The sequence below is a fragment of the Campylobacter ureolyticus genome (assembly GCF_013372225.1).
Lineage (GTDB): Bacteria > Campylobacterota > Campylobacteria > Campylobacterales > Campylobacteraceae > Campylobacter_B > Campylobacter_B ureolyticus.
Map to the genome: position 1 here is coordinate 767534 of NZ_CP053832.1, position 24450 is coordinate 791983.

The 24450-nt window shown below is 28.7% G+C and carries 26 protein-coding genes; 22 read left to right on the forward strand and 4 right to left on the reverse strand.

The genetic code is table 11. From position 1 onward, the window contains the following. Positions 1–41: 41 nt before the first annotated feature. Genes pyrH through CURT_RS03930 form a run of 9 tightly spaced genes read left to right on the forward strand, consistent with a single transcriptional unit; the run spans position 42 to position 9624 of the window. The gene (gene pyrH, locus CURT_RS03890) at positions 42–758 is read left to right on the forward strand and encodes a UMP kinase (protein WP_018712931.1); all 717 of its coding nucleotides are present in this window, start codon (positions 42–44) and stop codon (positions 756–758) included. Positions 759–768: 10 nt separating this feature from the next. Continuing rightward, positions 769–993: a DNA-directed RNA polymerase subunit omega gene (locus tag CURT_RS03895; protein WP_018712932.1), complete on the forward strand. Its 225-nt coding sequence runs from the start codon at positions 769–771 to the stop codon at positions 991–993. After that, positions 968–3175 carry a RelA/SpoT family protein gene (locus CURT_RS03900; protein WP_018712933.1) on the forward strand — a complete coding sequence of 736 codons (2208 nt, stop codon included), beginning with the start codon at positions 968–970 and terminating at the stop codon, positions 3173–3175. Before CURT_RS03895 ends, CURT_RS03900 begins: the two co-directional genes overlap by 26 nt. Positions 3176–3189: 14 nt before the next feature. Continuing rightward, entirely contained in the window at positions 3190–4395 is a 1206-nt protein-coding gene (gene tyrS / locus CURT_RS03905; RefSeq protein ID WP_018712934.1) for a tyrosine--tRNA ligase, read from the forward strand. Then, positions 4395–5486 (forward strand): nitronate monooxygenase, encoded by a 1092-nt coding sequence (locus CURT_RS03910; RefSeq protein WP_018712935.1) that lies wholly within the window; start codon positions 4395–4397, stop codon positions 5484–5486. Before tyrS ends, CURT_RS03910 begins: the two co-directional genes overlap by 1 nt. Further along, entirely contained in the window at positions 5470–7083 is a 1614-nt protein-coding gene (locus tag CURT_RS03915; RefSeq protein WP_018712936.1) for an N-acetylmuramoyl-L-alanine amidase family protein, read from the forward strand. Before CURT_RS03910 ends, CURT_RS03915 begins: the two co-directional genes overlap by 17 nt. Next, positions 7083–8945 (forward strand): bifunctional tRNA (5-methylaminomethyl-2-thiouridine)(34)-methyltransferase MnmD/FAD-dependent 5-carboxymethylaminomethyl-2-thiouridine(34) oxidoreductase MnmC, encoded by a 1863-nt coding sequence (mnmC, locus tag CURT_RS03920; protein WP_018712937.1) that lies wholly within the window; start codon positions 7083–7085, stop codon positions 8943–8945. Before CURT_RS03915 ends, mnmC begins: the two co-directional genes overlap by 1 nt. Further along, positions 8942–9301: a hypothetical protein gene (locus tag CURT_RS03925; RefSeq protein ID WP_018712938.1), complete on the forward strand. Its 360-nt coding sequence runs from the start codon at positions 8942–8944 to the stop codon at positions 9299–9301. The genes mnmC and CURT_RS03925 overlap by 4 nt, the downstream gene beginning before the upstream one ends. After that, on the forward strand, positions 9298–9624 hold the full coding sequence (locus CURT_RS03930) for a hypothetical protein (protein WP_018712939.1): 327 nt from the start codon (positions 9298–9300) through the stop codon (positions 9622–9624). The genes CURT_RS03925 and CURT_RS03930 overlap by 4 nt, the downstream gene beginning before the upstream one ends. Before the next feature lie 50 nt (positions 9625–9674). Here CURT_RS03930 and CURT_RS03935 read toward each other — a convergent pair whose 3' ends face one another. The 4 genes from CURT_RS03935 to aspS are packed head-to-tail and all read right to left on the reverse strand — an operon-like array spanning position 9675 to position 13687. Next, positions 9675–10772 carry a 5-methyltetrahydropteroyltriglutamate--homocysteine S-methyltransferase gene (locus CURT_RS03935; protein ID WP_018712940.1) on the reverse strand — a complete coding sequence of 366 codons (1098 nt, stop codon included), beginning with the start codon at positions 10770–10772 and terminating at the stop codon, positions 9675–9677. 43 nt (positions 10773–10815) lie between these two features. Continuing rightward, positions 10816–11334 (reverse strand): inorganic diphosphatase, encoded by a 519-nt coding sequence (gene ppa, locus CURT_RS03940; RefSeq protein ID WP_018712941.1) that lies wholly within the window; start codon positions 11332–11334, stop codon positions 10816–10818. 11 nt (positions 11335–11345) lie between these two features. After that, positions 11346–11927, reverse strand: a complete 582-nt coding sequence (locus tag CURT_RS03945; protein ID WP_018712942.1) for an adenylate kinase — start codon at positions 11925–11927, stop codon at positions 11346–11348. Between the two features lie 11 nt (positions 11928–11938). Beyond that, a complete protein-coding gene (aspS, locus tag CURT_RS03950) occupies positions 11939–13687 on the reverse strand; it encodes an aspartate--tRNA ligase (RefSeq protein ID WP_018712943.1) in 1749 nt (582 codons plus the stop codon). Between the two features lie 92 nt (positions 13688–13779). Here aspS and CURT_RS03955 point away from each other — a divergent pair, with 92 nt between their 5' ends. From CURT_RS03955 to mrdA, 13 genes are all read left to right on the forward strand, one after another. Continuing rightward, positions 13780–14646, forward strand: a complete 867-nt coding sequence (locus tag CURT_RS03955) for an NAD(+)/NADH kinase (RefSeq protein WP_018712944.1) — start codon at positions 13780–13782, stop codon at positions 14644–14646. Further along, a complete protein-coding gene (locus tag CURT_RS03960) occupies positions 14643–16166 on the forward strand; it encodes a DNA repair protein RecN (protein WP_018712945.1) in 1524 nt (507 codons plus the stop codon). The genes CURT_RS03955 and CURT_RS03960 overlap by 4 nt, the downstream gene beginning before the upstream one ends. 80 nt (positions 16167–16246) lie before the next feature. After that, positions 16247–17029: a TatD family hydrolase gene (locus CURT_RS03965; RefSeq protein WP_018712946.1), complete on the forward strand. Its 783-nt coding sequence runs from the start codon at positions 16247–16249 to the stop codon at positions 17027–17029. A 9-nt stretch (positions 17030–17038) separates the two neighbouring features. Then, entirely contained in the window at positions 17039–18235 is a 1197-nt protein-coding gene (locus tag CURT_RS03970; protein WP_018712947.1) for a lytic transglycosylase domain-containing protein, read from the forward strand. Then, a complete protein-coding gene (locus CURT_RS03975) occupies positions 18222–18959 on the forward strand; it encodes a septal ring lytic transglycosylase RlpA family protein (protein WP_018712948.1) in 738 nt (245 codons plus the stop codon). Before CURT_RS03970 ends, CURT_RS03975 begins: the two co-directional genes overlap by 14 nt. A gap of 9 nt (positions 18960–18968) precedes the next feature. Continuing rightward, entirely contained in the window at positions 18969–19535 is a 567-nt protein-coding gene (hisB, locus tag CURT_RS03980; RefSeq protein WP_018712949.1) for an imidazoleglycerol-phosphate dehydratase HisB, read from the forward strand. Between the two features lie 12 nt (positions 19536–19547). Continuing rightward, complete coding sequence (locus CURT_RS03985) at positions 19548–20036, forward strand: KdsC family phosphatase (RefSeq protein ID WP_018712950.1); 489 nt, start codon at positions 19548–19550, stop codon at positions 20034–20036. After that, complete coding sequence (lptC, locus tag CURT_RS03990; RefSeq protein ID WP_018712951.1) at positions 20027–20545, forward strand: LPS export ABC transporter periplasmic protein LptC; 519 nt, start codon at positions 20027–20029, stop codon at positions 20543–20545. Before CURT_RS03985 ends, lptC begins: the two co-directional genes overlap by 10 nt. After that, a complete protein-coding gene (lptA, locus tag CURT_RS03995; protein WP_018712952.1) occupies positions 20527–21012 on the forward strand; it encodes a lipopolysaccharide transport periplasmic protein LptA in 486 nt (161 codons plus the stop codon). Before lptC ends, lptA begins: the two co-directional genes overlap by 19 nt. Next, entirely contained in the window at positions 21009–21611 is a 603-nt protein-coding gene (gene yihA / locus CURT_RS04000) for a ribosome biogenesis GTP-binding protein YihA/YsxC (protein WP_018712953.1), read from the forward strand. The genes lptA and yihA overlap by 4 nt, the downstream gene beginning before the upstream one ends. Next, entirely contained in the window at positions 21598–22056 is a 459-nt protein-coding gene (locus CURT_RS04005; RefSeq protein ID WP_018712954.1) for an N-acetyltransferase, read from the forward strand. Before yihA ends, CURT_RS04005 begins: the two co-directional genes overlap by 14 nt. Then, positions 22005–22511, forward strand: coding sequence for a hypothetical protein (locus CURT_RS04010; protein WP_026320329.1), 507 nt, complete (start codon positions 22005–22007; stop codon positions 22509–22511). Before CURT_RS04005 ends, CURT_RS04010 begins: the two co-directional genes overlap by 52 nt. Then, entirely contained in the window at positions 22508–24280 is a 1773-nt protein-coding gene (mrdA, locus tag CURT_RS04015) for a penicillin-binding protein 2 (protein WP_018712956.1), read from the forward strand. Before CURT_RS04010 ends, mrdA begins: the two co-directional genes overlap by 4 nt. Positions 24281–24450: the final 170 nt, after the last annotated feature.

Genomic DNA, 24450 nt, shown 5'->3' on the forward strand with positions numbered 1-24450 from the left:
AAGAGATTTTTGATAAAATAACAGGTTTAAAGGAGAATATTATGGATGATAAAAGAAGGATTTTAGTTAAATTTTCAGGTGAGGCATTAGCTGGTGAGAATGGCTTTGGTATAGATAGTAAAGTTTTGAAATTTATAGCAGGCGAGATTAAAGAGCTAGTTAGTTATGGTGTTGAAGTAGGCATTGTAATTGGTGGTGGAAACATTATAAGAGGCGTAAGTGCAGCAGCTGGTGGTATTATAAAAAGAACAAGTGGCGATCATATGGGTATGCTTGCAACTGTTATAAATGCGATTGCTATGAGAGAAGCACTTGAAAATGTAGGTGTTAATGTTAGAGTTCAAAGTGCTATTAAAATGGAAGCTATTTGTGAAACTTTTATAATAAATAGAGCAAAAAGACATCTTGAAAAAGGAAGAGTTGTTATTTTTGCAGCAGGAACTGGAAATCCATTTTTTACAACCGATACAGCTGCTACATTAAGAGCTGTTGAAATAGAAGCAGATATGATTATAAAAGCCACTAAGGTTGATGGTGTTTATGATAAAGATCCTAATAAATTTAGCGATGCAAGACTTTTAAATAAATTAAACTATGAAGAAGCATTAAAAGATGAAATAAAGGTTATGGATGATACGGCAGTGGCTCTTGCAAAAAGCAATTCTTTGCCGATTGTAGTTTGTAATATGTTCAAAAGTGGAAATTTATTTAAAATTGTAAATGATGATTTATCATTTTGTTCAATAGTAAAAAATTAAAAGGAAAATTATGACAAGATCAGAAGAAATAACAGCTAAGGCTTTAAAATTTGTTGATGGTGATAGATATAAGCTCTCTTTAGTTGTTGCAAAAAGAGCAAATCAGCTTCACAACGGTGAAAAACCCTTGGTAGATTTACCAAATATAAAAAATTATAAATTTGCAGATATTGCTTTAATGGAAATCGCAGAAGGTAAAGTATCGCTATATGGAATCGTTAAAGCAGAGGAGTGATATAAACATTGAAGACTTTTTAGAAAAAGTTGTAAATGCAAATACTATAGAATCAGCAAAAGAGCTTTTTTTCTTTTTTAAAGAACAAGCCGATAGACTTCAAAAAGGTGTTGAACTTTGTATAAAGCAGCACGATGGTCAGTTTAGAAAAAGTGGTGAGCCTTATGCTGTTCATCCTATTTTAGTAGCTTCAATAGTTGCTTTTATGGGTGGTGATGATGATATGGTTATATCAGCACTTCTTCACGATGTGGTTGAAGATACTGACTATACTCTTGAAAGTGTGAAAGAAAATTTTGGAGATGGTGTTTCAAAGCTTGTTGAGGGACTTACTAAAATAGTAAGTATTAGAGAAGATAAACTAGCTCCTTCTACTGATAAAGACACAAAACTAAGATCTTCTGCATTAACTTTTAGAAGAATGCTTTTAATATCTATTGAAGATGTTAGAGTTTTAGTAGTTAAGCTTTGCGATAGGCTTCATAATATGCTTACGCTAGATGCTTTAAGAGAGGATAAGCAAAAAAGAATAGCAGAAGAAACACTTGTAGTTTATGCGCCAATTGCTCATAGACTTGGAATTTCATCTATTAAAAATTTGCTTGAAGATTTAAGTTTTAAATATGTTTTGCCAGAAGAATATGATAAGATTGATTCATACATCAATGAGCATAAGCAACAACTTCAAATGAGTTTAAATAAATTTAGTCTTAAAATAACTGAGCTTTTGCTAACTAATGGTTTTAGTGAAGATAGCTTTGATGTTCAAAAAAGAGTAAAACACTACTACTCAACATATCTTAAAATGCAAAGAAAAGGAATTTCCATACAAGAAGTTTTAGATCTTTTAGCCGTTAGAGTTATCGTTAGAGATATTAGAGATTGTTATATCGTTCTAGGAATTATTCATAATAAATTTAACCCTTTAATTTCAAGATTTAAAGACTATATTGCACTTCCAAAACAAAATGGCTATCAAACCATTCATACAACTGTTTTTAACGATAGTATGATAATAGAAGCTCAAATTAGAACTTTTGATATGCACAATACTGCTGAATACGGCGTTGCAGCACATTGGAAATATAAATATAGTGGCTCTCTTAACCCTAAGCTCGATTGGTTGAGTGATATAAGCGCAAAAGACACTAATACAAATGATGAAGAAGATCCTGAAGAGCTTTATGAATATGCAAAAGATAGTCTTTATGCGGAAGATATAGCTGTCTATTCGCCAAAAGGTGGAATTTTCACTTTGCCTCGTGGTGCTACTGCTTTGGATTATGCTTATGAAATTCACTCACAAGTTGGTCTAAAGGCAATTGAAGCTTATGTTAACCGCGTAAAAGTTCCACTTCTAACAGAACTTAAAAATGGAGATATTGTTCATATTATAACAGGAAATGAAGCTCATTATAGATGCAGCTGGCTAACTTCAGTAAAAACAGGAAAAGCAAGAGCAACTATAAGAAATTTTTGTAAGCAAAAACTAAAAGAGCTTAATACTCAAATTGGTATCAAAATTTTATCAGCTATTTTTGACACAAAAGATATCAATGTTTTATCATGGCTTGAAAAAGAAAATTTACATAATAAAATAGGAAGAGCCGCATACGATTCTATCTACCTTCAAAATGTTGTTAATGCACTTAAAAAATATCCTAAAAAAGATAAATTATTTACTTTAAATTTGGGTGATAAATATATAGTTAGAAAGCAAAAATTTGATAATATTGTTGTTTATTCAAACTATAAAGTAAATAGTGTAGAGTTTGATTATTGTTGTAATCCAAAAAGAGATGATAATATTTTAGGCTTTAGAAGCGGTACAAATGTTGCAGTTCATCATAAATTTTGTGAAAGAGCTGCAAATTTAATAAAAGAGGGTAATGAGCTAATTTTTGTAAAATGGACAAGAAATGCTCCACATAGATATAAAGTTATCTTAAATTTGGAAAACAAAAGAGGATCTTTGGCTGGATTTTTAAATTACTTAACAAGGCTTCAAGTTGATTTATCAGCTATAAATTTAAATGAAAATGATGAGACAAAGTCAGATTTTTTCGAGCTTGTTATTGAGTTTGGTGAAAATGTAAAGGCAAAAGATATCAAAACAAGACTTAAAGATAGATATAAAATAGTGGAATTTACTTCCCTTGATGATGTTTATAAAAATAGTTAAATTAGGAGAAAAAAGTGGTAAATTTAGATGAAATTTATAAAGAACTAAAAAGAGGCGTAAGCGAAATAATTGATGAAGAAAAAGTAAAGGATTTAATAAAAAATTATTATGAAAAAGGTGAAAATTTTTATGTAAAAATAGGTATGGATCCAACTGCTCCAGATCTTCATTTAGGACACTCTGTAACTCTTCAAAAAATGGCTTTTTTACAAGCCCATGGCGCTATTATTATGTTTTTAATAGGTGATTTTACAGCTCAAATAGGTGATCCATCTGGAAAAAGTGAAACTAGAAAAAAACTAAGTAAAGATGTTGTTTTAGAAAATGCAAAAACTTATGAAAAACAAGTTTTTAAGGTTTTAGATAAAAATAAAACAAAAATTATGTTTAATTCAGATTGGTTAAACAAAATGAATGCTGCAGATATGATAGAACTTGCTTCAACATATAGCGTTGCACGAATGCTAGAAAGAGACGATTTTGAAAAAAGATATAAAAATCAAACTCCGATTTCAATAAGTGAGTTTTTATATCCACTATTACAAGGTCATGATAGTGTTGTTATGAAGTGTGATATAGAAATGGGTGGAACTGATCAAAAATTTAATCTTTTAATGGGTAGACACTTGCAAAGAATTTACAATACCGGAAAAGAACAAGCTGTTATTACTATGCCTCTTTTAGTTGGACTTGATGGGGTCAATAAAATGAGTAAATCCCTAAATAATTATATTGGTGTAACAGATGAGCCAAATCAAATGTATGCAAAAACTTTAAGTATAAGTGATGAGCTTATGTGGGAATGGTATAAACTTTTAAGTACAAAAAGTTTAAAAGAAATTGATGAGCTTAAAAAAGGCGTTGAAAATGGTACCATTCATCCAAAAGAAGTCAAGGAAGCTTTGGCTTTAGAAATTACTGCAAGATTTCATGATGAAAATTTAGCAAAAAAAGCAAAAGAGGAATTTGATAAAATTCACACATTAAATAAGCTTCCAAGCTCTATGGAGGAATTTGAGATAAAAGATGAAATTTGGGTGGTTGAAGCTATTGTAAAATGTGGCTTAGCTAGTTCAAACTCACAAGCTAGAAGGCATATAAAAGCAAATGCTTTTAGTATAGATCAAAAAAAGATAGATGATGAAAATTTGGTATTAAAAAAAGGTAAATATGTTCTTCAAATAGGAAAGAAAAACTTTGCAAGATTAAAGGTCGTTTGATGAAAAGTATAAAAATAGGCAAGTATGAACTAAAACATCCGATTATTCAAGGTGGCATGGGCTTAGGAATAAGTTGGAGCAATTTAGCTGGAAATGTAAGTTTAAATGGCTGTTTGGGTGTTGTCAGTTCTGTTGGGACTGGATATTATAAAAACAGATTATATTCTAAAAAAGAGATTAATTCAAAGCCACTAGGAAGCGAAAATTTTTATTCTAAAGAGGGCTTAAAAGCTTTAGCTGATGATGCAAGAAAAATTTGTGGTGATTCTCCACTTGGTGTAAATATAATGTGTGCTTGTAATGATTATGAAAAGATAGTTAAAGATGCATGTCAGGCTGGGTTTAATATAATCATAAGCGGTGCAGGACTTCCTACAAATTTACCTGAGTTCACACAAGAATTCAGTGATGTTGCTTTAATACCAATAGTTTCATCTGCCAAAGCATTAAAGATAATTTGTAAAAGATGGAAACAAAGATATAATCGCTTGCCAGATGGAGTTGTTTTAGAAGGTCCTTTAAGTGGTGGTCATCAAGGTTTTACTTATGAACAGTGTTTAGATCCAGAATATAGCATTTGGAATTTAATTCCTCAAGTTAAAGAAGAAATTTCAAAATGGGGAGATTTCCCACTTTTTGCAGCAGGTGGAATTTGGGATCATAATGATATCATGAAAGCAATTTCACTTGGAGCAAATGGCGTTCAAATGGGAACTAGATTTATAGGTACAAATGAATGTGATGCAGCATCTGAGTTTAAAGATGTGATAATTAATGCAAAAGAAGAAGATATTATGCTTATAAAATCTCCAGTTGGTTATCCTGCAAGAGGAGTAAAAACAAACTTATTAAAACTTGTTGAAAAAAAAGAAGGTCCAAAAATTCAGTGTATTAGCAACTGTGTAAGTCCATGTCAGCGTGGAAAAGGTGCCAAAATGGTTGGATACTGTATAGCTGATAGACTTTTTGATGCATACGACGGAAATAAAGAATTTGGATTATTTTTTACAGGTGCAAATGGATATAAGCTTGATAAAATAATTAGCGTAAAAGAGCTGGTTGAAAAGTTAGTAAATGGCGAAGACAGTTAGAGTTGTTCTATTTTTTTTCTTAGCCGTTTTTTTATGGGGTGGGGACTTTGATAGGAATTTTTCAAATTTTGATAAAAATTTTGATAATTCAAGCAAGGCGGTAAAAGAAAAATTTCATAAAGAGTTAAAAGATATTTATTTGCAAACTTCCATTGATAAAAATAAAATTGATAGAATAAATGTTTTAAAAAGGCTAGTTCATTCATCAAAGGCCTTAAAACTAAATCATAAGGGCTATGAATCAGAGCTTAATTTACTAGGAGATAATTATGAAAGCTATATAAATCAAAAAATAAATTTATCTAAATTTATACCAAAAAATAGCAAAGTAGTTGATGAAAAAGTAGCATTAGAACAAGATGAAAAAACAAAAACTATAATTGAAAAATCTCAAAATTCAAACAAGCAAAATGATAAAAATTTAAACCAAAAAAATGACAATATTAAAGAAAAAAATACAAACAATAAAAAAATAATTATTACAAAAGAGTCTAAAAATTACGAAGTCAATAAAAATATTAGATTAAGACTTAAAAGTGTTGATAAAACAGATGCTGGAATTAAGCTAACATTTAATAGAAACGTAAGCGAAGATGAAATTAAAAAATTTGCTTTAAAAAGTAAAGAGTATAGAAATGTAATTGATATAAAAGCAGTAAACGATGCAAAAATTTCAAAAATATTGCGTCATTTAAGCGATGAAATAAGAATTGCTCAGTATAATCCAAAAACTACAAGAGTTGTTTTTACACAAAAAAATAGTTTTAATATAAATTTAAAATTTGATGAAAAATCCATATTAATAGATATCAAAAACCCTTCAAATTCTGTAAATTTAACCATTCCTCCAGTTGCAAAAACATCTAGTAGTGGCAAAAAAACAACTCAAAATAAAAAAGGACCTTTAGAAATTGCTAGAAAACAAAGAACTATTGTAATTGATCCAGGTCATGGCGGAAAAGATTCAGGAGCTATTGGAAATGGACTTAAAGAAAAAGATTTGGTATTAAAAATTTCACAATTTTTAGGTGATGAGTTAAAAAATATGGGTTATAAAGTTTTATTTACACGAAATAAAGATGTATTCATAAATTTAAAAGATAGAACTGCTTTTGCAAATAAAAAAAATGCCGATATGTTTATTTCAATACATATAAATGCAGGACCAAAAACAAAATCAGGAAGTTCTCTTTCAGGTGTTGAGACATTTTTCTTAAGTCCAGCAAGAAGTGAGCGTAGTAAAAACGCAGCTGCTCTTGAAAATAAAGGCGACATTGAAGATATGAATCATTTTTCTCAAGAGACTTATTTAAATTTTTTAAATAGAGAAAAAATAATAGCTTCAAACAAAGTTGCTATAGATATACAAAAACATATGCTTAATAAAGTTCAAGGCAAATATAATGTAAAAGATGGCGGAGTTAGAGAGGCTCCATTTTGGGTTTTAGTGGGTGCTACTATGCCAGCAATTTTAGTTGAATGCGGTTATATTTCAAATAAAAATGATAGTAAAAATTTAGCCAATAGAGTGTATCAAAAACTTATTGCAGAGGGTATTGCAAATGGAGTGGATGCATATTTTTTAAAGAATGAGTAATGAAGACTTTTTTTAAAGATGGAGTTTTTTATAGTAAAGAATTTGATGATGGTTATTATAGTAAAAACTCAGCTATTGGTGAAAGTAAATTTGTTTTCGAAAGCGCTTTGAATGAAATTTGGGATAAAAAAGATAGTTTAATAGTTGCAGAAGCTGGCTTTGGTGTTGGCATTAATTTTTTAAATTTATGTAAAAAATTTAAAAATAGTAATAAATTTTTGCATTTTGTAAGCATAGAAAAATTTCCTCTCTCAAAGAAAAAACTTAAAAAATTTTATAATAAATTTGATGAATTTGATGATGAGTTTAAAAAACTATCAAAAAAACTTATTAAAAAATATCCACCCAAAAAAACTGGTCTTTACAGAATCTTTTTTTCAAAAAATATTATTTTAGATCTTTATTTTGATGATATAAAAATAGTTCTTAAAAATCTTAATTTTAAAGCTGATGCTTGGTTTATGGATGGTTTTTCTCCAGCTAAAAATCCTGATATGTGGGATTTAGAAGTTATGAAAGGTGTTGCTAGTTTAAGTAAGGCAGGAACTATTTTAGCAACTTATTCAAGCTCTGGATTTGTAAAAAGAAATTTAATAGAAGCTGGATTTGAAGTAAGCCTAATAAAAGGTCACGCTCAAAAAAGACAGATGATTAGAGCTGTTTTAAAAGAAAATTTAAATCCCATTAATGATGAAATTTGGTTTAGGAGAGTTTTAAAAACTTACAATAAAAATTCAAAAGTTTTAATTATTGGAGCTGGGATTTCAGGTTTGGCAACTGCAAAAGTTTTTAAAAACGCTGGCTTTGATGTTGTAATTACTGAAAAAGAAAGTGAAGTTGCTACTAATGGGAGTGGAAATTTAATCGGAGCTTTAATACCATTAATTACTCAAAAAGATGTTGTTTTGGGTAAAATGCATTATGCAGCTTTTTTAATGGCTGTGAATTTTTATAAAAAATATGGTAAAAATTTTGTTAAATTCAACGGGGCAAAGGAATTTGCTTTTGATGAGACACTAATAAAAAGATATAACAACTCAAATTTTAAGCTTGATAAAAAAGATTTTCCTTATCCAAGCATTTATATAAAAAATGCAGCAAGCATTCGACCCAAAAAGCTTTGTGAGGCTCTTTCAAGTGAGTTTAATATTTTATTTAATTATGAATTTAAAAACCTTGAAAAATTAGGTAATAAATATAAAGTGCATTTTAAAAATGGCGATATTATAGAAACTGATATAGTTATTTTTACCATGGGAAGCCATAGCGAAGAGCTTTTTAATAAAGGAGAAAACCCAAAAACAAATTTTGATGATAAGGTACAAATTAGTTCAGTAAGAGGGCAAGTTACTTGGATAAAAAAAAGGCTTAATAATAAATTTCCACTTAGTGCAAGAGGGTATATTTGCCCGCCAGTTGGCAAAATCCAGCTAATTGGAGCTACTTATGACAGGCTTGATTATGAGAAGAAAAAAAGATATATTGATGATGTTAAAAATTTAGAAAATATTTGTGAATTTATAGGTTCTAAAAAAACTAAGATTCTAGATTCAAATGTTGGTTTTAGATCTTATAGCGGTGATAGGTTTCCAATAATTGGTGCTTTGCACGATAAAGAGTTTTTTATTAAAAACTATAAATCTATAAATTTTACAAAACATTCAGATATTTATCCAAAACATTTAGATGGAGTTTTTATAAATGCAGCTCATGGCGCAAGAGGGCTTGGAACTTCTATAATGGGAGCTTATATTTTGCTAGATCTTGTTTTAAATAGACCACTTTGTGTGAGTAAAGAGATATTTAACTCTTTAAATCCAGCTAGATTTTTAATCAGAAAACTTAAAAAAGGGCTTATATGAAAAAATACTTAATTTTTGCATCAATAATATTTTTAATATTTATGGGAATTTGGGCGATGCTTGGTAAATCAAGTAGTGAATTTTTAAGAGATATAAAAATAATTGTTGTATTTATCACCTTGATTGTTTATATAATTTCTTTAGTAGTGATTGCAATAGGAGAAAAAAATGTTGTTAATCATCCTCTTGCCTATTCCGTTGGGATAGCCTTTATAGCAGGATTTGTGAGTGGGTTTTTGATGTTTAAAAACTTCTTTTTAATATCTTTTGTTATAGGTATTTATGTTGGTATTGTCGTGTTTTTGCAGTATAGATATCAAACTTTTACAAATAAAATTTACAAAGATAAAAAATGAGAAATTTTAAAGTTGCAACTATTATTTTATGGATTATCTGTTTGGTTTTAAACACACTTTCTTTGCTTGGATTTGCAAATTTTAGTGGTAAAGAGACAGCTATTATTTGGTTTTTTATCTCAATTTTAACTTGTGTTTTTATATATGATAAAATTTATAATAAGATTTTATCAAGAGCTTTAATAAGTTTGGTTGCATTTTTTGGTGGATTTTTTACATATTTTTTATATTACGGATTTTATGATTTAAATTCCATCTATATGGGAGTGATATCACTTATAATAACTTTGAGTTTAAGTCTTGGAGTTGGAGTTTTAATTTAGTTTTAAATAGTTCAAATTTACTAAAAAGCATTTTTGAAAAGTTTGGATTTTTATTTCCAAACTTCAAGTGCTATTTCTTTTACTAAATTTATTTTTGCCCACTGTTCATCAATGCTGAGATTATTTCCTTCCTCTGTTGATGAAAATCCACATTGCGTGCTAAGTAGAAGTTGATTTAGTGGTATAAATTTTGTCGCTTCAAAAATTCTTTTTTTAACTATTTCTTTATCTTCAAGCTCTGGAAATTTTGTAGTAATTAAACCTAAAACTACTTTTTGATTTTTTATAAACTTAAGTGGTTCAAATCCACCAGAGCGGTCATTATCATATTCTAAGAAAAACATATCGATATTGCACTTACCGAATAAAACTTCTGCAACACTTTCATATCCACCACTTGTAAACCAAGTTGAGCGGAAATTTCCTCTGCAAATATGCATACTAAGTATCAAATCTTTTGGTTTTGCTTTTGCTATTTCATTTATTACCCAAACATATTTTTCTTGAATGAGATCTAAATTTATACCTCTTTTTGCATAAGCTTCTCTTTTATCTTTATCGCAAAACTCACCCCAAGAAGTATCATCGAGTTGCAAATGTCTGCAACCAAGTTTATAAAACTCATTCATAAAATCTATATAGGTTTGTGCAATATCTTTATAAATTTCATCATTGTTTTTATAAATTTCAATTGGAGTGTAATTTTGTGCTCTTACACAAGGTATTAAATGAAGCATTGATGGGGATGGGATAGTCATCTTGGCATTTTTTGTTTCTATTAAACTTGTTAAAAATTTAAAGTCTTGTAAAAAAGGATGATTTTTATTAAAACAAATTTTATCATTTATAATTATTGTATTTGCTTTTGGAGAGCTATCTTTAAATTTAACAGACCACTCTTTTGAGGTTACTTTTTTTACTCCACCAATGCTGGCTAAAAAATCCAAATGCCAATACTCTCTTCTAAATTCACCATCAGTTATAAAAGGTAAATTTAACTTTTTTTCTTTTTCAACTAGTTCTTTTATACATTTATCTTCTATTTTTCTTAATTTATCTTTATTTATTTCACCATTTTCAAAGCCAGCTCTTGCTTGTTTTAATTCAGCTGGTCTTAAAAAACTTCCCACTATATCGTAACAATACATTAATTTCCTTGTTGAGTATTTAAGGGAAAAATTTCCCTTATTTTTATTTGTAGTTTTTAATAGCTTTATCTAAAATTTCAGTAGCTGTTTTTAAGTCTTTAAATCCTTTTACTTTTACCCATTTATTTGGCTCAAGAAGTTTATAAGTCTCAAAAAAGTTTTTAATTCTATTTAGGGTTGCTTTTGGTAAATCATCGATTGATTCTATATTATCAAATCTTGGATCAATTTTACTAATCGGAACTGCTAAAAGTTTTTCATCCATTCCAGCTTCATCCTCCATTACTAAAACACCTATTAATCTACAAGGTATTACAGAGCCAGCTTGCAAAGGATACTCATTAATTACTAAAATATCAGCTGGATCACCATCATCAGCTAAAGTATTTGGTACAAATCCATAATTTGCAGGGTAAAATACAGCTGAATATAAAACTCTATCAACCACTACAGCACCGCTAGTTTTATCTATTTCATATTTTACATTTGATCCGTAAGGTATTTCTATAACAGCACTTATCTTATCAGGGTTTGAGCCTATTTTTATTTTTGAAATATCCATTTTTACTCCTATTAATTCATTGATTTCATAATAGCTTGAACTATTATCTCATTCATATCGGCAACGATTTCATCAATTGTTCTTTCGCCATTTACAACTTTATAACAACCTTTATTTTTATAAAATTTTCTAATTTTTTCAATTGGATCTGTAAAAATTTTCATTCTATTATTGAAAATTTCTTCATTATCATCGTTTCTGTTTCTTCCTAAAATTCTCTCTTTTGCAACTTCTTCACTAACATCTACTTCGATAACGCAGTTTAGATTTATATCAGAATTATCTTTTAAAACTTCATCAAATTTTTCCATTTGCTCAACGCTTCTTGGAAAGCCATCTATTATAATAAAGTCCAAATCAGAGCTTTTTATAGCTGAAGTTATGGTGTTTATAACTATTTCAAGTGGAACCAAATTTCCTTTTGAGATAAAGCTATTTATCTCTTTTCCAAGTTCGCTTCCTTTTGCAACTTCTGCTCTTAACATATCTCCTGTTGAGTAGTGTTCCACGCTTTGATTCATTTCTTTTATCATGCTTGCATCAGTTGTTTTTCCGCTTCCTGGAGCTCCTATGATTAAAAATACATTTTTCATTTTTATCCTTTCTAATTTTGTTTTTTTACTACTTTAAGACCAAGCTCTTTTAATTGCTCGTCACTTGCATGACTTGGAGCTTTTGTAAGAGGGCATTGAGCTCTTTGTGTTTTTGGAAATGCTATAATATCTCTAATGCTAGATGATTTTGTTAAAAGCATTATAAGTCTGTCAAACCCAATTGCAATTCCTCCATGTGGTGGCGCTCCAAAGGTTAAAGCATCTAGTAAGAATCCAAATTTATCTCTTTGTTCTTTTTCATCTATTCCAAGCTTTTCAAATACTTTTTGCTGAATATCATTCTTATGAATTCTTATACTTCCGCCGCCAAGTTCAATTCCATTTAATACAACATCATAAGCAACTGAAGTAATATCTTCTATGTCATCATCAATATTATTTGGCATTGTGAAAGGGTGATGCATTGCTGAGTAGGTGCCATCATCGTTTTCTTCAAACATAGGGAAATTTAATACCCATAAAAACTCTAATTTATCTTTATCGATTAGATTCATCTCATTTGCTAAAAATAGTCTAAATCTTCCCATATAATCAAGTACGACTTTTTTCTTACCAGCTCCAAAAAATACAACATCTCCAACTTCAAGGTTGCATCTTTTTATGATCTCATCTATATCTTCTTTTTCAAAGAATCTAAGCAAAGGTCCTTTTAATCCATTTTCTTTTACTTGGAAAAATGCTAATCCTTTTGCTCCAAATTTTTTAACATACTCTTCAAAGCCTTGCATTTGGCGTTTACTAAAGATATTATCTCCATTTTTGACGGCTATAGCTTTTACTCTATTTTTTCTTTTGTCTTGTGCTATTTTGCTAAAAATTTCATTGCTTGATTTTTCAAAAATATCTGCTACATCAACAAGTGGCATATCAAATCTTAAATCCGGTTTGTCACTTCCATATTTTTCAGTAGCCTCTTTATAATCCATTCTTCTAAATGGGATTTTTATATCATGCCCACACTCTTTAAAAATATCTTTTAATACTTCTTCAGCGACTTTTATAACGTCTTCTTGCTCAACAAAGCTCATCTCTATATCTATTTGTGTAAATTCAGGCTGTCTATCAGCTCTTAAATCCTCATCTCTAAAGCATTTTGCTATTTGGAAGTATTTATCAAAACCTGAGCACATTAAAAGCTGTTTAAAAAGTTGAGGGCTTTGAGGAAGTGCATAAAACTCACCTGGATAAACTCTACTTGGAACTAAATAATCTCTTGCTCCTTCTGGAGTTGCTCTTGTTAAAACCGGAGTTTCTACTTCAACAAATCCAAGGCGATTAAGTGTGTTTCTAGTTGCAATTGCTGCTTTTGAACGAGTTTTAAATTTAGCAAAATTCTCAGGAGTTCTAAGATCTAAAAATCTATATTTAAGTCTTGTTTCTTCTCCTACGTTTTTATCACCAATTACAAATGGTAATGGTGCACTTGGATTTTCTATAACTAATTCATTAACAACTACTTCTATTTCGCCTGTTTTTAACTTTTCATTTGTAAGGCCTTCGCCTCTAAGTCTTACTTTTCCACTTGCTTTTATAACAAATTCATTTCTTATAGTATTTGCTAAATCGTAAGCTTTTTTATTATCAGCTGGATCACAAACTAGTTGTAAAATACCACTTCTATCTCTTAAATCTATAAAAATAACGCCACCATGATCTCTATAAGAGTTCACCCAGCCACATACTTTTACCTCTTTTCCGACATCTTCTTTTGATAAATCGGTGCAATAATGACTTCTCAAAGTTATTCCTTTTTATATTATTTTTGAAATATTAACTCTCATTGTATCGAAATTTTGCTTTTGTAAAGCTAATTTTTACTAAAATAACAACTATGAATAAAATAATTTTAGAAAAAAACTTAAAATATATTGGAATAGTTGCTAAAAATCCTAAAAAATGTTTGAAATTTGTAAAATATTTTGAAAGTTTAGGCTATGAAATTTTATTTTTAGAAAAGACTATAAATAAATTTGAAAATCTGCATAAGATAGATGAGGAAAAAACTTTAATTTTAAGTATTGGAGGAGATGGAACTTTAATCTCAACTTGCAGAGAAGTAGCTAAAAATGGTTTTAAAAATTTAAATGTTTTAGGTGTTTATGATGGAACTCTTGGTTTTTTAACTGATATTAAAATTGATAAGTTAAATGAGTTTTTTGCCGATTTTTTAAAAGGCAAATATGAAATAAAAAAACCTTTAATGTTAGAAATTTCACTTAAAAATTCAAAAAATGAGATAAAGCTCATTGCATTTAACGATCTTGTTTTATCAAGAAGTGCAGTTTTGTCAATGAGTAAAGTTGATGCGTATTTAGATGATGAATATTTTAATACATATTATGGTGATGGCGTTATAGTAAGCTCACCTGTTGGCTCAACTGCCTATAATATGAGTGCAAATGGACCAATAATTTATCCAATGAGCAAGGTTTTTTGTATTACGCCAATTTGTGCTCATAGCCTAACACAAAGACCGCTTGTTTTGCCAGCTGAATATAAATTAAAATTTAAAAATGCAGGAAATAGCAAGGTAAGCATTATAATAGATGGGCAAAATGCTTTTGATATGAGTAAATTTGATGAAGTTGTGGTTAGGCTTGGAGGCACTCACGCAAATTTAATAAGACATTTAAACGCAAATTATTTTGAAGTTTTAAAAAATAAACTTCATTGGGGACATAATGGAGGCAAGGTTTGATAGATAGACTTTATATGAGAAATAATTTAACTTTCAAAGAATCAGAGCTTTTTTTTGATAAAGGATTAAGTGTTTTTACAGGAGTTAGTGGAGCTGGAAAATCAGTTTTGATGAACGCCATTTTGTCTGTATTTGGACTTAGCGAAACAGATGCTGGTTTAATAGAAGCAGATGTGGAGTTTGATTTTGATTTAAGTGAATTTGGCATAGAAAACGAAAGTGTTAATAATTTTAGAATGCTAAAAGATAGATCAACAAGATATTTTATAAACTCTCAATTTATCTCTAAAAAAAATTTATTTTCAATTGCTTCAACCCATATTAAATATCTTAGCATTAGAAATGCTGATGAGTTTAATAATAAAAATTTATTAAATTTGCTAGATTTATTGGCCATTAAAAAAGATAAAGCTCATAAAACTAATTTAGAGAGTTTAGGTGAGATTTTTAAAGAATTTAGTGATGTAAAAAAAGAGCTTGAAAAAATTGAAAATGAAGAGAAAAATATTGAAGAGTTAAAGGATTTTGCTAAATTTGAAATAAATAAAATAGAAAGTATAAATCCTAAAATAGGCGAATTTGAAGAGTTGATGGAGTTAAAAAAACGCCTTAGTAAAATAGATAGGATAAATGAAGCTTGGATGAAAGCTGAAATGATATTTGATATAGAAAGCAGTGTAATTGAAGCTTTAAGGGTAAGTGATTTAGAAAGTGATTTTTTTGAAGAAGCCATAAATGAGTTAAGAGCTAAAAAAGAGAGTTTAAATTTAGAAGATTTAGAAAATATTGATATAGAAAAAACTTTAAATAGAATCGAAGATTTAAACTATTTAGAAAAACGCTATGGTGGCGTAAAAGAAGCACTTGAAACCTTACAAACTAGAAAAAAAGAGTTAAACGAATATGAAAATATAGAGTTTAAAAAAAATGATTTAAAAAACTCTTTTAAAACTCTAGAAGAAAAACTTCTTAAAATTTCAAATTTAGTAAGTAGTAGTAGAAAAAATGTAAAAAAAGAGCTTGAAAATATTTTAAATGGATATTTAAAAGAGTTTTATATGAGTGATGCAAAAGTTATATTCAAAGAAAAAGAGATTGATAGTTTAGGAATGGATGAAATAAACTTTGAAATTTCAAATACACTTTTAAAAAATTTAAGCTCTGGTGAGTTTAATAGACTAAGGCTTGCATTTATTGGTACAAATATTGATATAACAGGTTTTGCAAATGGTGTTTTAATCCTTGATGAAATAGATGCAAATTTAAGTGGAAAAGAGGCTATGAGTATTGCCAATGTTCTTTTAAAAATTTCAAAATTTTATCAAATTTTTGCTATTTCACATCTTCCGCAACTTAGTTCAAAAGCTGATTCTCATTTTTTAGTTAGTAAAATAAATGATATTTCAAATGTAAAAAAACTAAACGAAGATGAGAAAATAACAGAGCTTGCAAGAATGATAAGTGGGGAAAAAATCACAAAAGAAGCCTTAGAATTTGCAAAAAAACTTAGAAATAGTTGAAAATTTATACTGCTTTAAGCTTTCATTTGTCATTTTTTGCTAAAATCGAAAATTGATTAAAATAATTAATAGGTTAGCAGATGATAATAGACACACATTGTCATTTAGATGATGATAGTTTTAATGACGATTTGGATTTTGTGATAAAAAGAGCGAAAGAAAGCGGAATTAATAAAATAATAATTCCTGGGGCTGATATAAAAACCCTAAAAAAAGCTAGAGATATCGCTTATGCTTATGATAATGTTTATTTTGCAGCTGGAGTTCATCCATATCACGCTGATGAGTTTGAAATAAATTATCTAAGAGATTTTTTAGATGATAGAAAGTGTGTAGCTGTTGGAGAGTGCGGACTTGATTATTTTAAGATAAAAGAGCATTTTAATAGTGATGAAGAGGTTTTGGCTAATAAAAATTTACAAAAAAAGATTTTTTTAGATCAAATAAATTTAGCAATTCAGTTTAAAAAACCTCTTATAATTCATGCAAGAGATGCAAATGAGGATATTTATAATATTTTAAAAGAGCATTCTAAAAAACTTTTTGGTGTGGTTTTGCACTGTTATAATGCAAGCAAATTATTGCTTTCATTAAAAGATGAAGGGTTTTATTTTGGAATTGGTGGAGTTTTAACTTTTAAAAATGCTAAGAATTTAGTTGAGATTTTAGATCAAATTCCATTATCAAATATAGTCATTGAAACAGATGCACCGTATTTAGCGCCAACACCAAATAGAGGAAAAAGAAATGAGCCTGCTTTTACTACATTTGTAGTACAAAAAATGGCTGAAATTTTAAATTTAGAGGTAAGTAAAATAGAAGAAATTACAACAAAAAACGCAGAAAAACTTTTTAAAATTTAAGGAGAAAATTTGAATAAATTGTTTAGTATTTTTACAATTTTTATATTTACTATTACTTTACAAGCAAATACACTTATAGATGAGATTTTAAACGAGTTTGCTATCCCAAATAATGAAAAAAATAAAGAAATAGTGTTAAATATAGAAAAAAGTATAGATCAAAGAGATGTAAGTGAGTTTATAAAAATTATAAAAAGCTCTCCCGATAATGTTTATATGGTAAAAAAAGAGCTTGAAAAAATTGATGCTCCTGAGTTTTTGCTCTATCTTGCTATGGTTGAGTCAAAATTTTTAAACAGAGCAACTTCGTCAAAAAAAGCTAGTGGAATGTGGCAGTTCATGCCTATAACTGCTAAATCTTTTGGTCTTAATGTTAATGCTCAAATCGATGAAAGAAGAGATCCTTTCCTCTCAACAGATACAGCTTTTAAATATTTAGATTTTTTAAATGAGAGTTTTGAAGATAAGTGGTATATCTCTTTAATGGCTTATAATTGTGGCGATGGCTGTATGAAAAAAGTTATAAGAAATAATAAAAATGATGATTTTTCAACTCTTTTAACAAGTAGTAAAACCCCAAGAGAAACTAAAAATTTCATTAAAAGAATTATTAAAAACACAATAATTTCAAAAAATATTGATGCAAGAATCGCGCTTGTTGATATAAAGCCAGAAAATTCAGTAGAAAAAATAAAAGTTCAAGGTGGAACAAGTCTAGCAAGCGTTGGAAATAGCATAGGTCTAAGCGTGGATGAGATGAAGAAGTATAATCCTCACATTAAAACTTCTGTTGCTCCAAAAGATCAAAATGCATATCATTTTTATATCCCTGAGGAAAAACTTAATCTTTATGCATTAAACTATATAGGACAGATAATAAGAGGAGAGAATACATTTGCTCCATCATATAATATCCATGTAGTTGCAAAAGATGAAACCATAGAAAGCATAGCTAAAAAATGGGACACTACAACTGATGAATTAATAAAAGAAAACGATCTTAGTGATGAGTTAGAGATTGGGAAAAAGCTTAAAATTCCAATTCCTATAATTGCTTTTAATGACAATAAAGAATATACCATAAAAAAAGGTGATACACTAATAACAATATCCAATAAGTTTGATGTTGATGTAGCTACTTTAGTTGCTGCAAATGATATAAAAAATTTAAACATTAAAGCAGGAGATACAATTGTTATACCATAAAAAAATTTTAACATTTTTTTTTATAGCTTTTTTTATAGTAGGGTGTTCAACTAAAACATCTCATCCTGTGGTTACTCCTAAGCCAAGCACTCATGCTACTATGAGGCCTTATAAGATAAATGGAAAAACATATTATCCGCAAAAAGTTGAAGTAGGAGAAACTCAAAAAGGACTCGCTAGTTGGTATGGACCAAATTTTCATGGTAAAAGCACTGCAAATGGCGAAAGATACAATATGTATGCTCAAACAGCTGCACATAAAACTTTTCCTATGAACACAATGGTAAAAGTTACAAATTTAAATAATTCAAAATCAACAGTTGTAAGGATAAATGATAGAGGTCCATTCGTAAGTGGAAGAATTATTGATTTATCTAAAAAAGCAGCTTCTGATATTGGAGTGATTGCCAGCGGAACCGCTCCTGTTGTTATAGAGGTTGTTGGATTCGATGGTCATAGTATTAGTAAAACAGCTCCACAAAGTGAAAGAATTTATATAGGTGGAACCTTTATGGTTCAAGTAGGAGCGTTTAGAAATTTGAATGGAGCAAAAATTTATCAAAGAGAATATGATGGAAAAGGTGGATATAGGGCTATAATTAAAGAATTTGATAAAGATGGACTCCATAGGGTATTTTTAACAGGTTTTAGAAGTGAGGATGAAGCAAGAGATTTTGCTCATAGTTCATATCATTTAGATGGCGCTTTTATAGTTAGACAATAGGGGTTTAGTATGATAGAACGAAATACAAAAGAGACAAAAATAAAGCTTAGATTAGAAATTTATGGAACTGGAAAAAGCAAAATAAATACTAAAATAGGTTTTTTAAACCATATGCTTGAAGCTTTTGCAAAACACTCTTTAATGGATTTAGAAGTAGAGTGTGATGGTGATATAGAGGTCGATTTTCATCATAGTGTTGAAGATATCGGTATAGTTTTAGGAATGGCTTTAAAAAAACAAATTTATCCAGTTCAAAATATTGAAAGATATTCAAATTCAGTTGTTGTAATGGATGAAAGTTCAGTAAGCTGTGATTTAGATATATCAAATAGAGCTTTTTTAGTTTATGATAGCATAAAAGAGGGTTTAATAGGCGAATTTGATGCTGAGTTGATAGAAGAGTTTTTTAGAGCTGTTGCTTTTAATGCAGGTATTACACTTCATCTTATAAAATTAAGAGGAAGTAATAAACATCACATAGCAGAAGCAACTTTTAAAGCCTTTGCAGTTGCACTAAGAAGAGCTTTAACTAAAAATGAAAAGATGGGAATTCCTAGTACGAAAGGCGTTTTATAAAAGGGCGTTTTTATGATAGAAATTATTTTTTTAGATGTTGATGGCTGTTTAACTGATGGTGGGCTTTACTATACAAATTTGGGTGATGAGCTAAAGAAATTTAATGTAAATGATGGTTTTGGTATAGAACAGTGGAATAAAATGGGCAAAATTTCGGCCATAATTACAGGAAAATCATCAAAAATAGTTGAAAAAAGAGCAAAAGATTTAAAAATAAAATATATTTTTCAAGGCGTTAAAGATAAATTTAGTGTAGCAGAAGAAATACTAAAAAAAGAGGGGCTAGGTTTTGAAAATGCTGCTGCCATAGGTGATGACTACAACGATATAAAGCTTTTAAATAATGTTAAAATGAGCTTTAAGCCATTAAATGCCATGAGTGAAGTAAAGGCTGATATAATGCTTTCAAAAAAAGGTGGCGATGGTGCAGTTAGAGAGATGATAGAAACAATTATAAAAAAAGAAAACCTAAGAGATGTTTGGCTTAAAAAATGGCTATAAGAATTTTTTATTTTGGTATTGCTATTTTTAGTGTTATGATGGTTATTTTATCAGTTCAAACACCTTATTTTAGTGATTTTTTTAAAAATGAGATAGATTTAGCCCAAACTGAAATGTTTGATATAACTGATTATGAGGTAACAGAAGAAAAAATTATTGCAAAATATGAAGCTGATAAAGGTGTAAAATATAAAGATAAAGATGAGTTTGAAAATTTCAAAAGTTTTATTTTAAATAAAGATACAAATCATACATTAAGTTCAAAAAAAGCTATTCATAAAGATGATACAATAGAGTTTTTAGGCGATGCGAAGTATAAAAATAGTGATGACATGAACTATATTTCAGATGAAATTTTTTATAATACAAAAACTAAAATTGCTACAAGCAACAAGCCTTTTATTTTATGGCAAAATGAAAATAATGTAACTGGTCTTACTTTAAAGTATGATTTAAATACAAAACAGACTTTTGCAACAGGAGTTAATGGATGGTTTATAAGAAAATAATAGTGTTTTTACTTGCGTCTTTGCCTTTATTTGCTGAGCAAGTTGAGGTTACGGCCGATAATTTTTTTGCTGATGAGATAAAGCTTCAAAGTGTTTTAACTGGAAATGTAAAAGTTAAAAAAGGCTCATTTGATACTCTGAATAGTGATAAAATTACAATTTATTTTGATAAAAATAAGCAACCTACAAAATATATTGCAACAGGTAATGCCAAATTTAAAATTTTGATTAATGAAAGCCACTATAACGGCAAAGGAGATATTTTAACCTATGAGCCAAAAACTGAAATTTATACTTTAAAAGGCAACGCTTGGATTGAAGAGGTTGAAACAAAAAGAGAGGTCTTTGGAGATATCATAACAATAAATCAACTTAATGGAAAATATGAAGTAAATAGTGATAGATCAAGCAAAAAAATAGATAAAAAACCCGCAAAATTAATTTTTAAAATTGAGGATAAAAAGTGATAAAGGTTTTAAATGCTAGGTTTTTAACATCATCTCCTAGTTTAGAAAAAAGTGATTTTTACTCAGGAAGTGAAATAGCTTTTTTAGGTAGATCAAATGTTGGAAAAAGTAGCTTTATAAACTCTTTATTAAATCAAAAAAACTTAGCAAAAAGTAGTAGTACCCCAGGAAAAACTAAACTTATAAATTTTTTCGAAGCAAATTTTAAAGATGATGATGAAAATTTATATAATTTAATCTTAGTAGATTTGCCTGGTTTTGGTTATGCAAAAGTTGCAAAAAGCACACACAAAATTTGGCAAAGTGCTTTGGATGAGTTTATCAAAAAAAGAAACTCAATAAGACTTTTTATCCATCTTAGAGATAGTAGGCAGTTTGATATGGAAATTGATAAAAATGTTGATTTGTATATAAAAAGTTTTTTAAGAAGTGATCAAAAGCTTATAAATTTTTATACAAAATCAGATAAATTAAATCAAAGTCAAAAAGCAAAAGTTTTAAATTTTTATAAAGATGCTAAATTTATATCAACATTAAGAAATGAAGGTATTGATGAAGCAAGAGAACTTATTATAAAGGGTGTTTTTGGTAGAGTATAAAACTGCAAAGTTAAAAGACATTAAAGCTATGCAAGAAATGGTTGCTGATGAAGTAAAAAAAGGCATTATACTGCCAAGAAGTGATAGTGAAATTGCTCAAAATATAAGATCTTATACTTTAGCTTTAAAAGATAGTAAAATTGTAGGATATGCATCTTTACATATTTATTCTATAGAATTAGCTGAAATTAGAAGTCTTGTTGTAAGTAAAAATTTAAGAGCAAATGGCATTGGAAGCAATCTTGTAAAAATCTTATTAAAAGAGGCAAAATTTCAAGATATTAAAAAAGTTTTTGCTTTAACTTATGCAGATAAGTTTTTTAAAAAGTTAGGTTTTGTGGAAATTTCAAAAGAGGAGTTGCCTGATCAAAAAATTTGGGCAGATTGTATTAAATGCAAACAATTTCCAGTATGCAACGAAATAGCCGTGATAAATACGCTTTAAAAAACTTAGTTTTTTGGGTTTTTTTATTCTTTTATGAGATTTTAACATCTATTTATACTTCATTGCCACCTTTTATAGGTCTATTTTTTGCGTATGCAGTTATTTTAAAGTATGAAAAAGATAAAAATTATGAAGATTTTACAAGCAAATGGTATCAAACGATAATTTTTCTTTTTTTTGCTGAACAGCTTCATGGGTTTGAACTTTTTTCTATAGCAATTTCATTTTGTGTTTTTTACTATTTTATGTTTAAATTTAGTTTTGAAGGTTTTAAGCTTAGAAATATATTTTTAACATTTTTAGTTTTTTATGGCTATATTAGCACCTTTTTAGTAAGCAACTTAATTTCATATTTTAATTCAAATCAGGTCTTAAATTTAACTTATGAATATTTAATGTATGCAGTTTTTGAGTCTGCAGTTTGTGTCCTTTTGTTTAAGGATAGGATTATATGAGACTTAAATTTAGCATTTTATTTATCGTTTTATTTTGGCTTATGCTAATTTTAAGAGTTTATTATTTAAGCTCAAATGAGTATTATGCTGGAATTGCTTCAAAAAATGTTGTAAAAACTACTGAGTTGCCACCAGTTAGAGGTCAAATTTTTGATGCAAATAACAACCCATTAGCAATAAATCGCCTTGGATACTCACTATTTTTAAAACCTCACTTAAAAAATGAAATTATAGAAGAAGAAACTATATATTTAGAAAAATTATTTATAGATTTAAATTCTACAAAAATGCAAAAAGAGTATAAAAAACAAAACTCACCATATAATCAAGATTTTATAAAAATAGTTGATTTTTTAGAGTATGAGGATATTTCCCCTCTGTTTTCAAAACTAAATTTAAGAAAAAATTTACGCATAGAGCCAGCTTCACTTCGCTTTTATCCATATAATTCTACGGCATCTCATGTTATTGGATATGTGGCAAAGGCAAATTCAAAAGATCTAGAAACTAATCCTTTATCAAAACTTACAAATATAGCTGGAAAGAGTGGCGTTGAGAGATATTATAACGATATCTTACAAGGAAAAGAGGGAAAACGCCTAACAAAAGTTACTGCTTTAAATAAAGTAGTTGAGGAAATATCATACACAAAACCACAAAGCAGTGATATAACTCTAAGCATAGATATGAAACTACAAGAGTATTTAGAAGATCTTTTTAGTGATAAATCAGGAGCTGTTATTATAATGAATGTGGATAATGGCGAAATAGTTGCAGCAGGAAGCTTTCCAGAGTATGATTTAAATCCATTTGTCACAGGTATTAACCAAAAAGATTGGATAGATTTAATTGAAAATTTAGATCATCCATTTACAAATAAGCTTATAAATGGGCTTTATCCACCAGGTTCAGTTGTGAAAATGTCAGTTGCAATGGCATTTTTAAATAGTGGTAAAATTGACAAAGATAAAAGCTATTTTTGTGGTGGAGCAATGGAACTTGGAAATCATAAATTTAGGTGTTGGAGCAGATGGGGTCATGGCAAAATGAACTTAAACGATGCCATAAGACAAAGTTGCGATATTTATTTTTACGAGGGAAGTTTAGAAGTTGGAATTGACTTTTTATCTTCAAATTTAGAAAAACATGGTTTTGGCAAAAGAACAGGAGTTGATCTTCCAAATGAGTTTATAGGAACAGTTCCAAGCAGGGTTTGGAAAATGGAAAAATACGCAAAACCTTGGTATATGGGTGAAACTGTCATAACATCAATTGGGCAAGGAAGTTTTTTAGTAACTCCAATGCAAATAGTTAAAAACACAGCTGAAATAGCTAGTGGAAAAGGCCTAACACCTCATTTTTTAAAAAAAATTGATGATGATGAAGTAAGCTTTAATACTTATGAGGTTTTTACACCTTTTGAAAAACAAAATTTACCATATATAAGAAAAGCTATGTATGAGGTGGCAAATCATCCAAAAGGCACAGCCTATAAATATTTAAAAGATAGCATTGTGAAAATAGCTGCAAAAACCGGAACTGCACAAGTTGTAAGCATCCCACAAAGTGAAATTGTAAGAATGAAAGAAAAAGATATGGAGTATTATCACCGTTCACACGCTTGGATAACAGGCTATGCACCGTTTGATAATCCAAAATACGCGGTTACAATTTTAGTTGAACATGGCGGTGGTGGAAGTAGTACAGGCGGACCTCTTTTAAAAAATATTTTTGAAAAACTTGTAGATATGGGATATATAAGTAATTAAATATTTATTTTACAAACACATACAAAATCTTTTCTATTTTATTTTTTATATTTATTTTAAAAATTTCATTTAATATGTTTTATTCAAAAACTCAGTTATTAAATATATTTAATTAATATTATTTTTACATTAAATAAAGTATAATGCTTGTTTTTATTTTAATACTTATA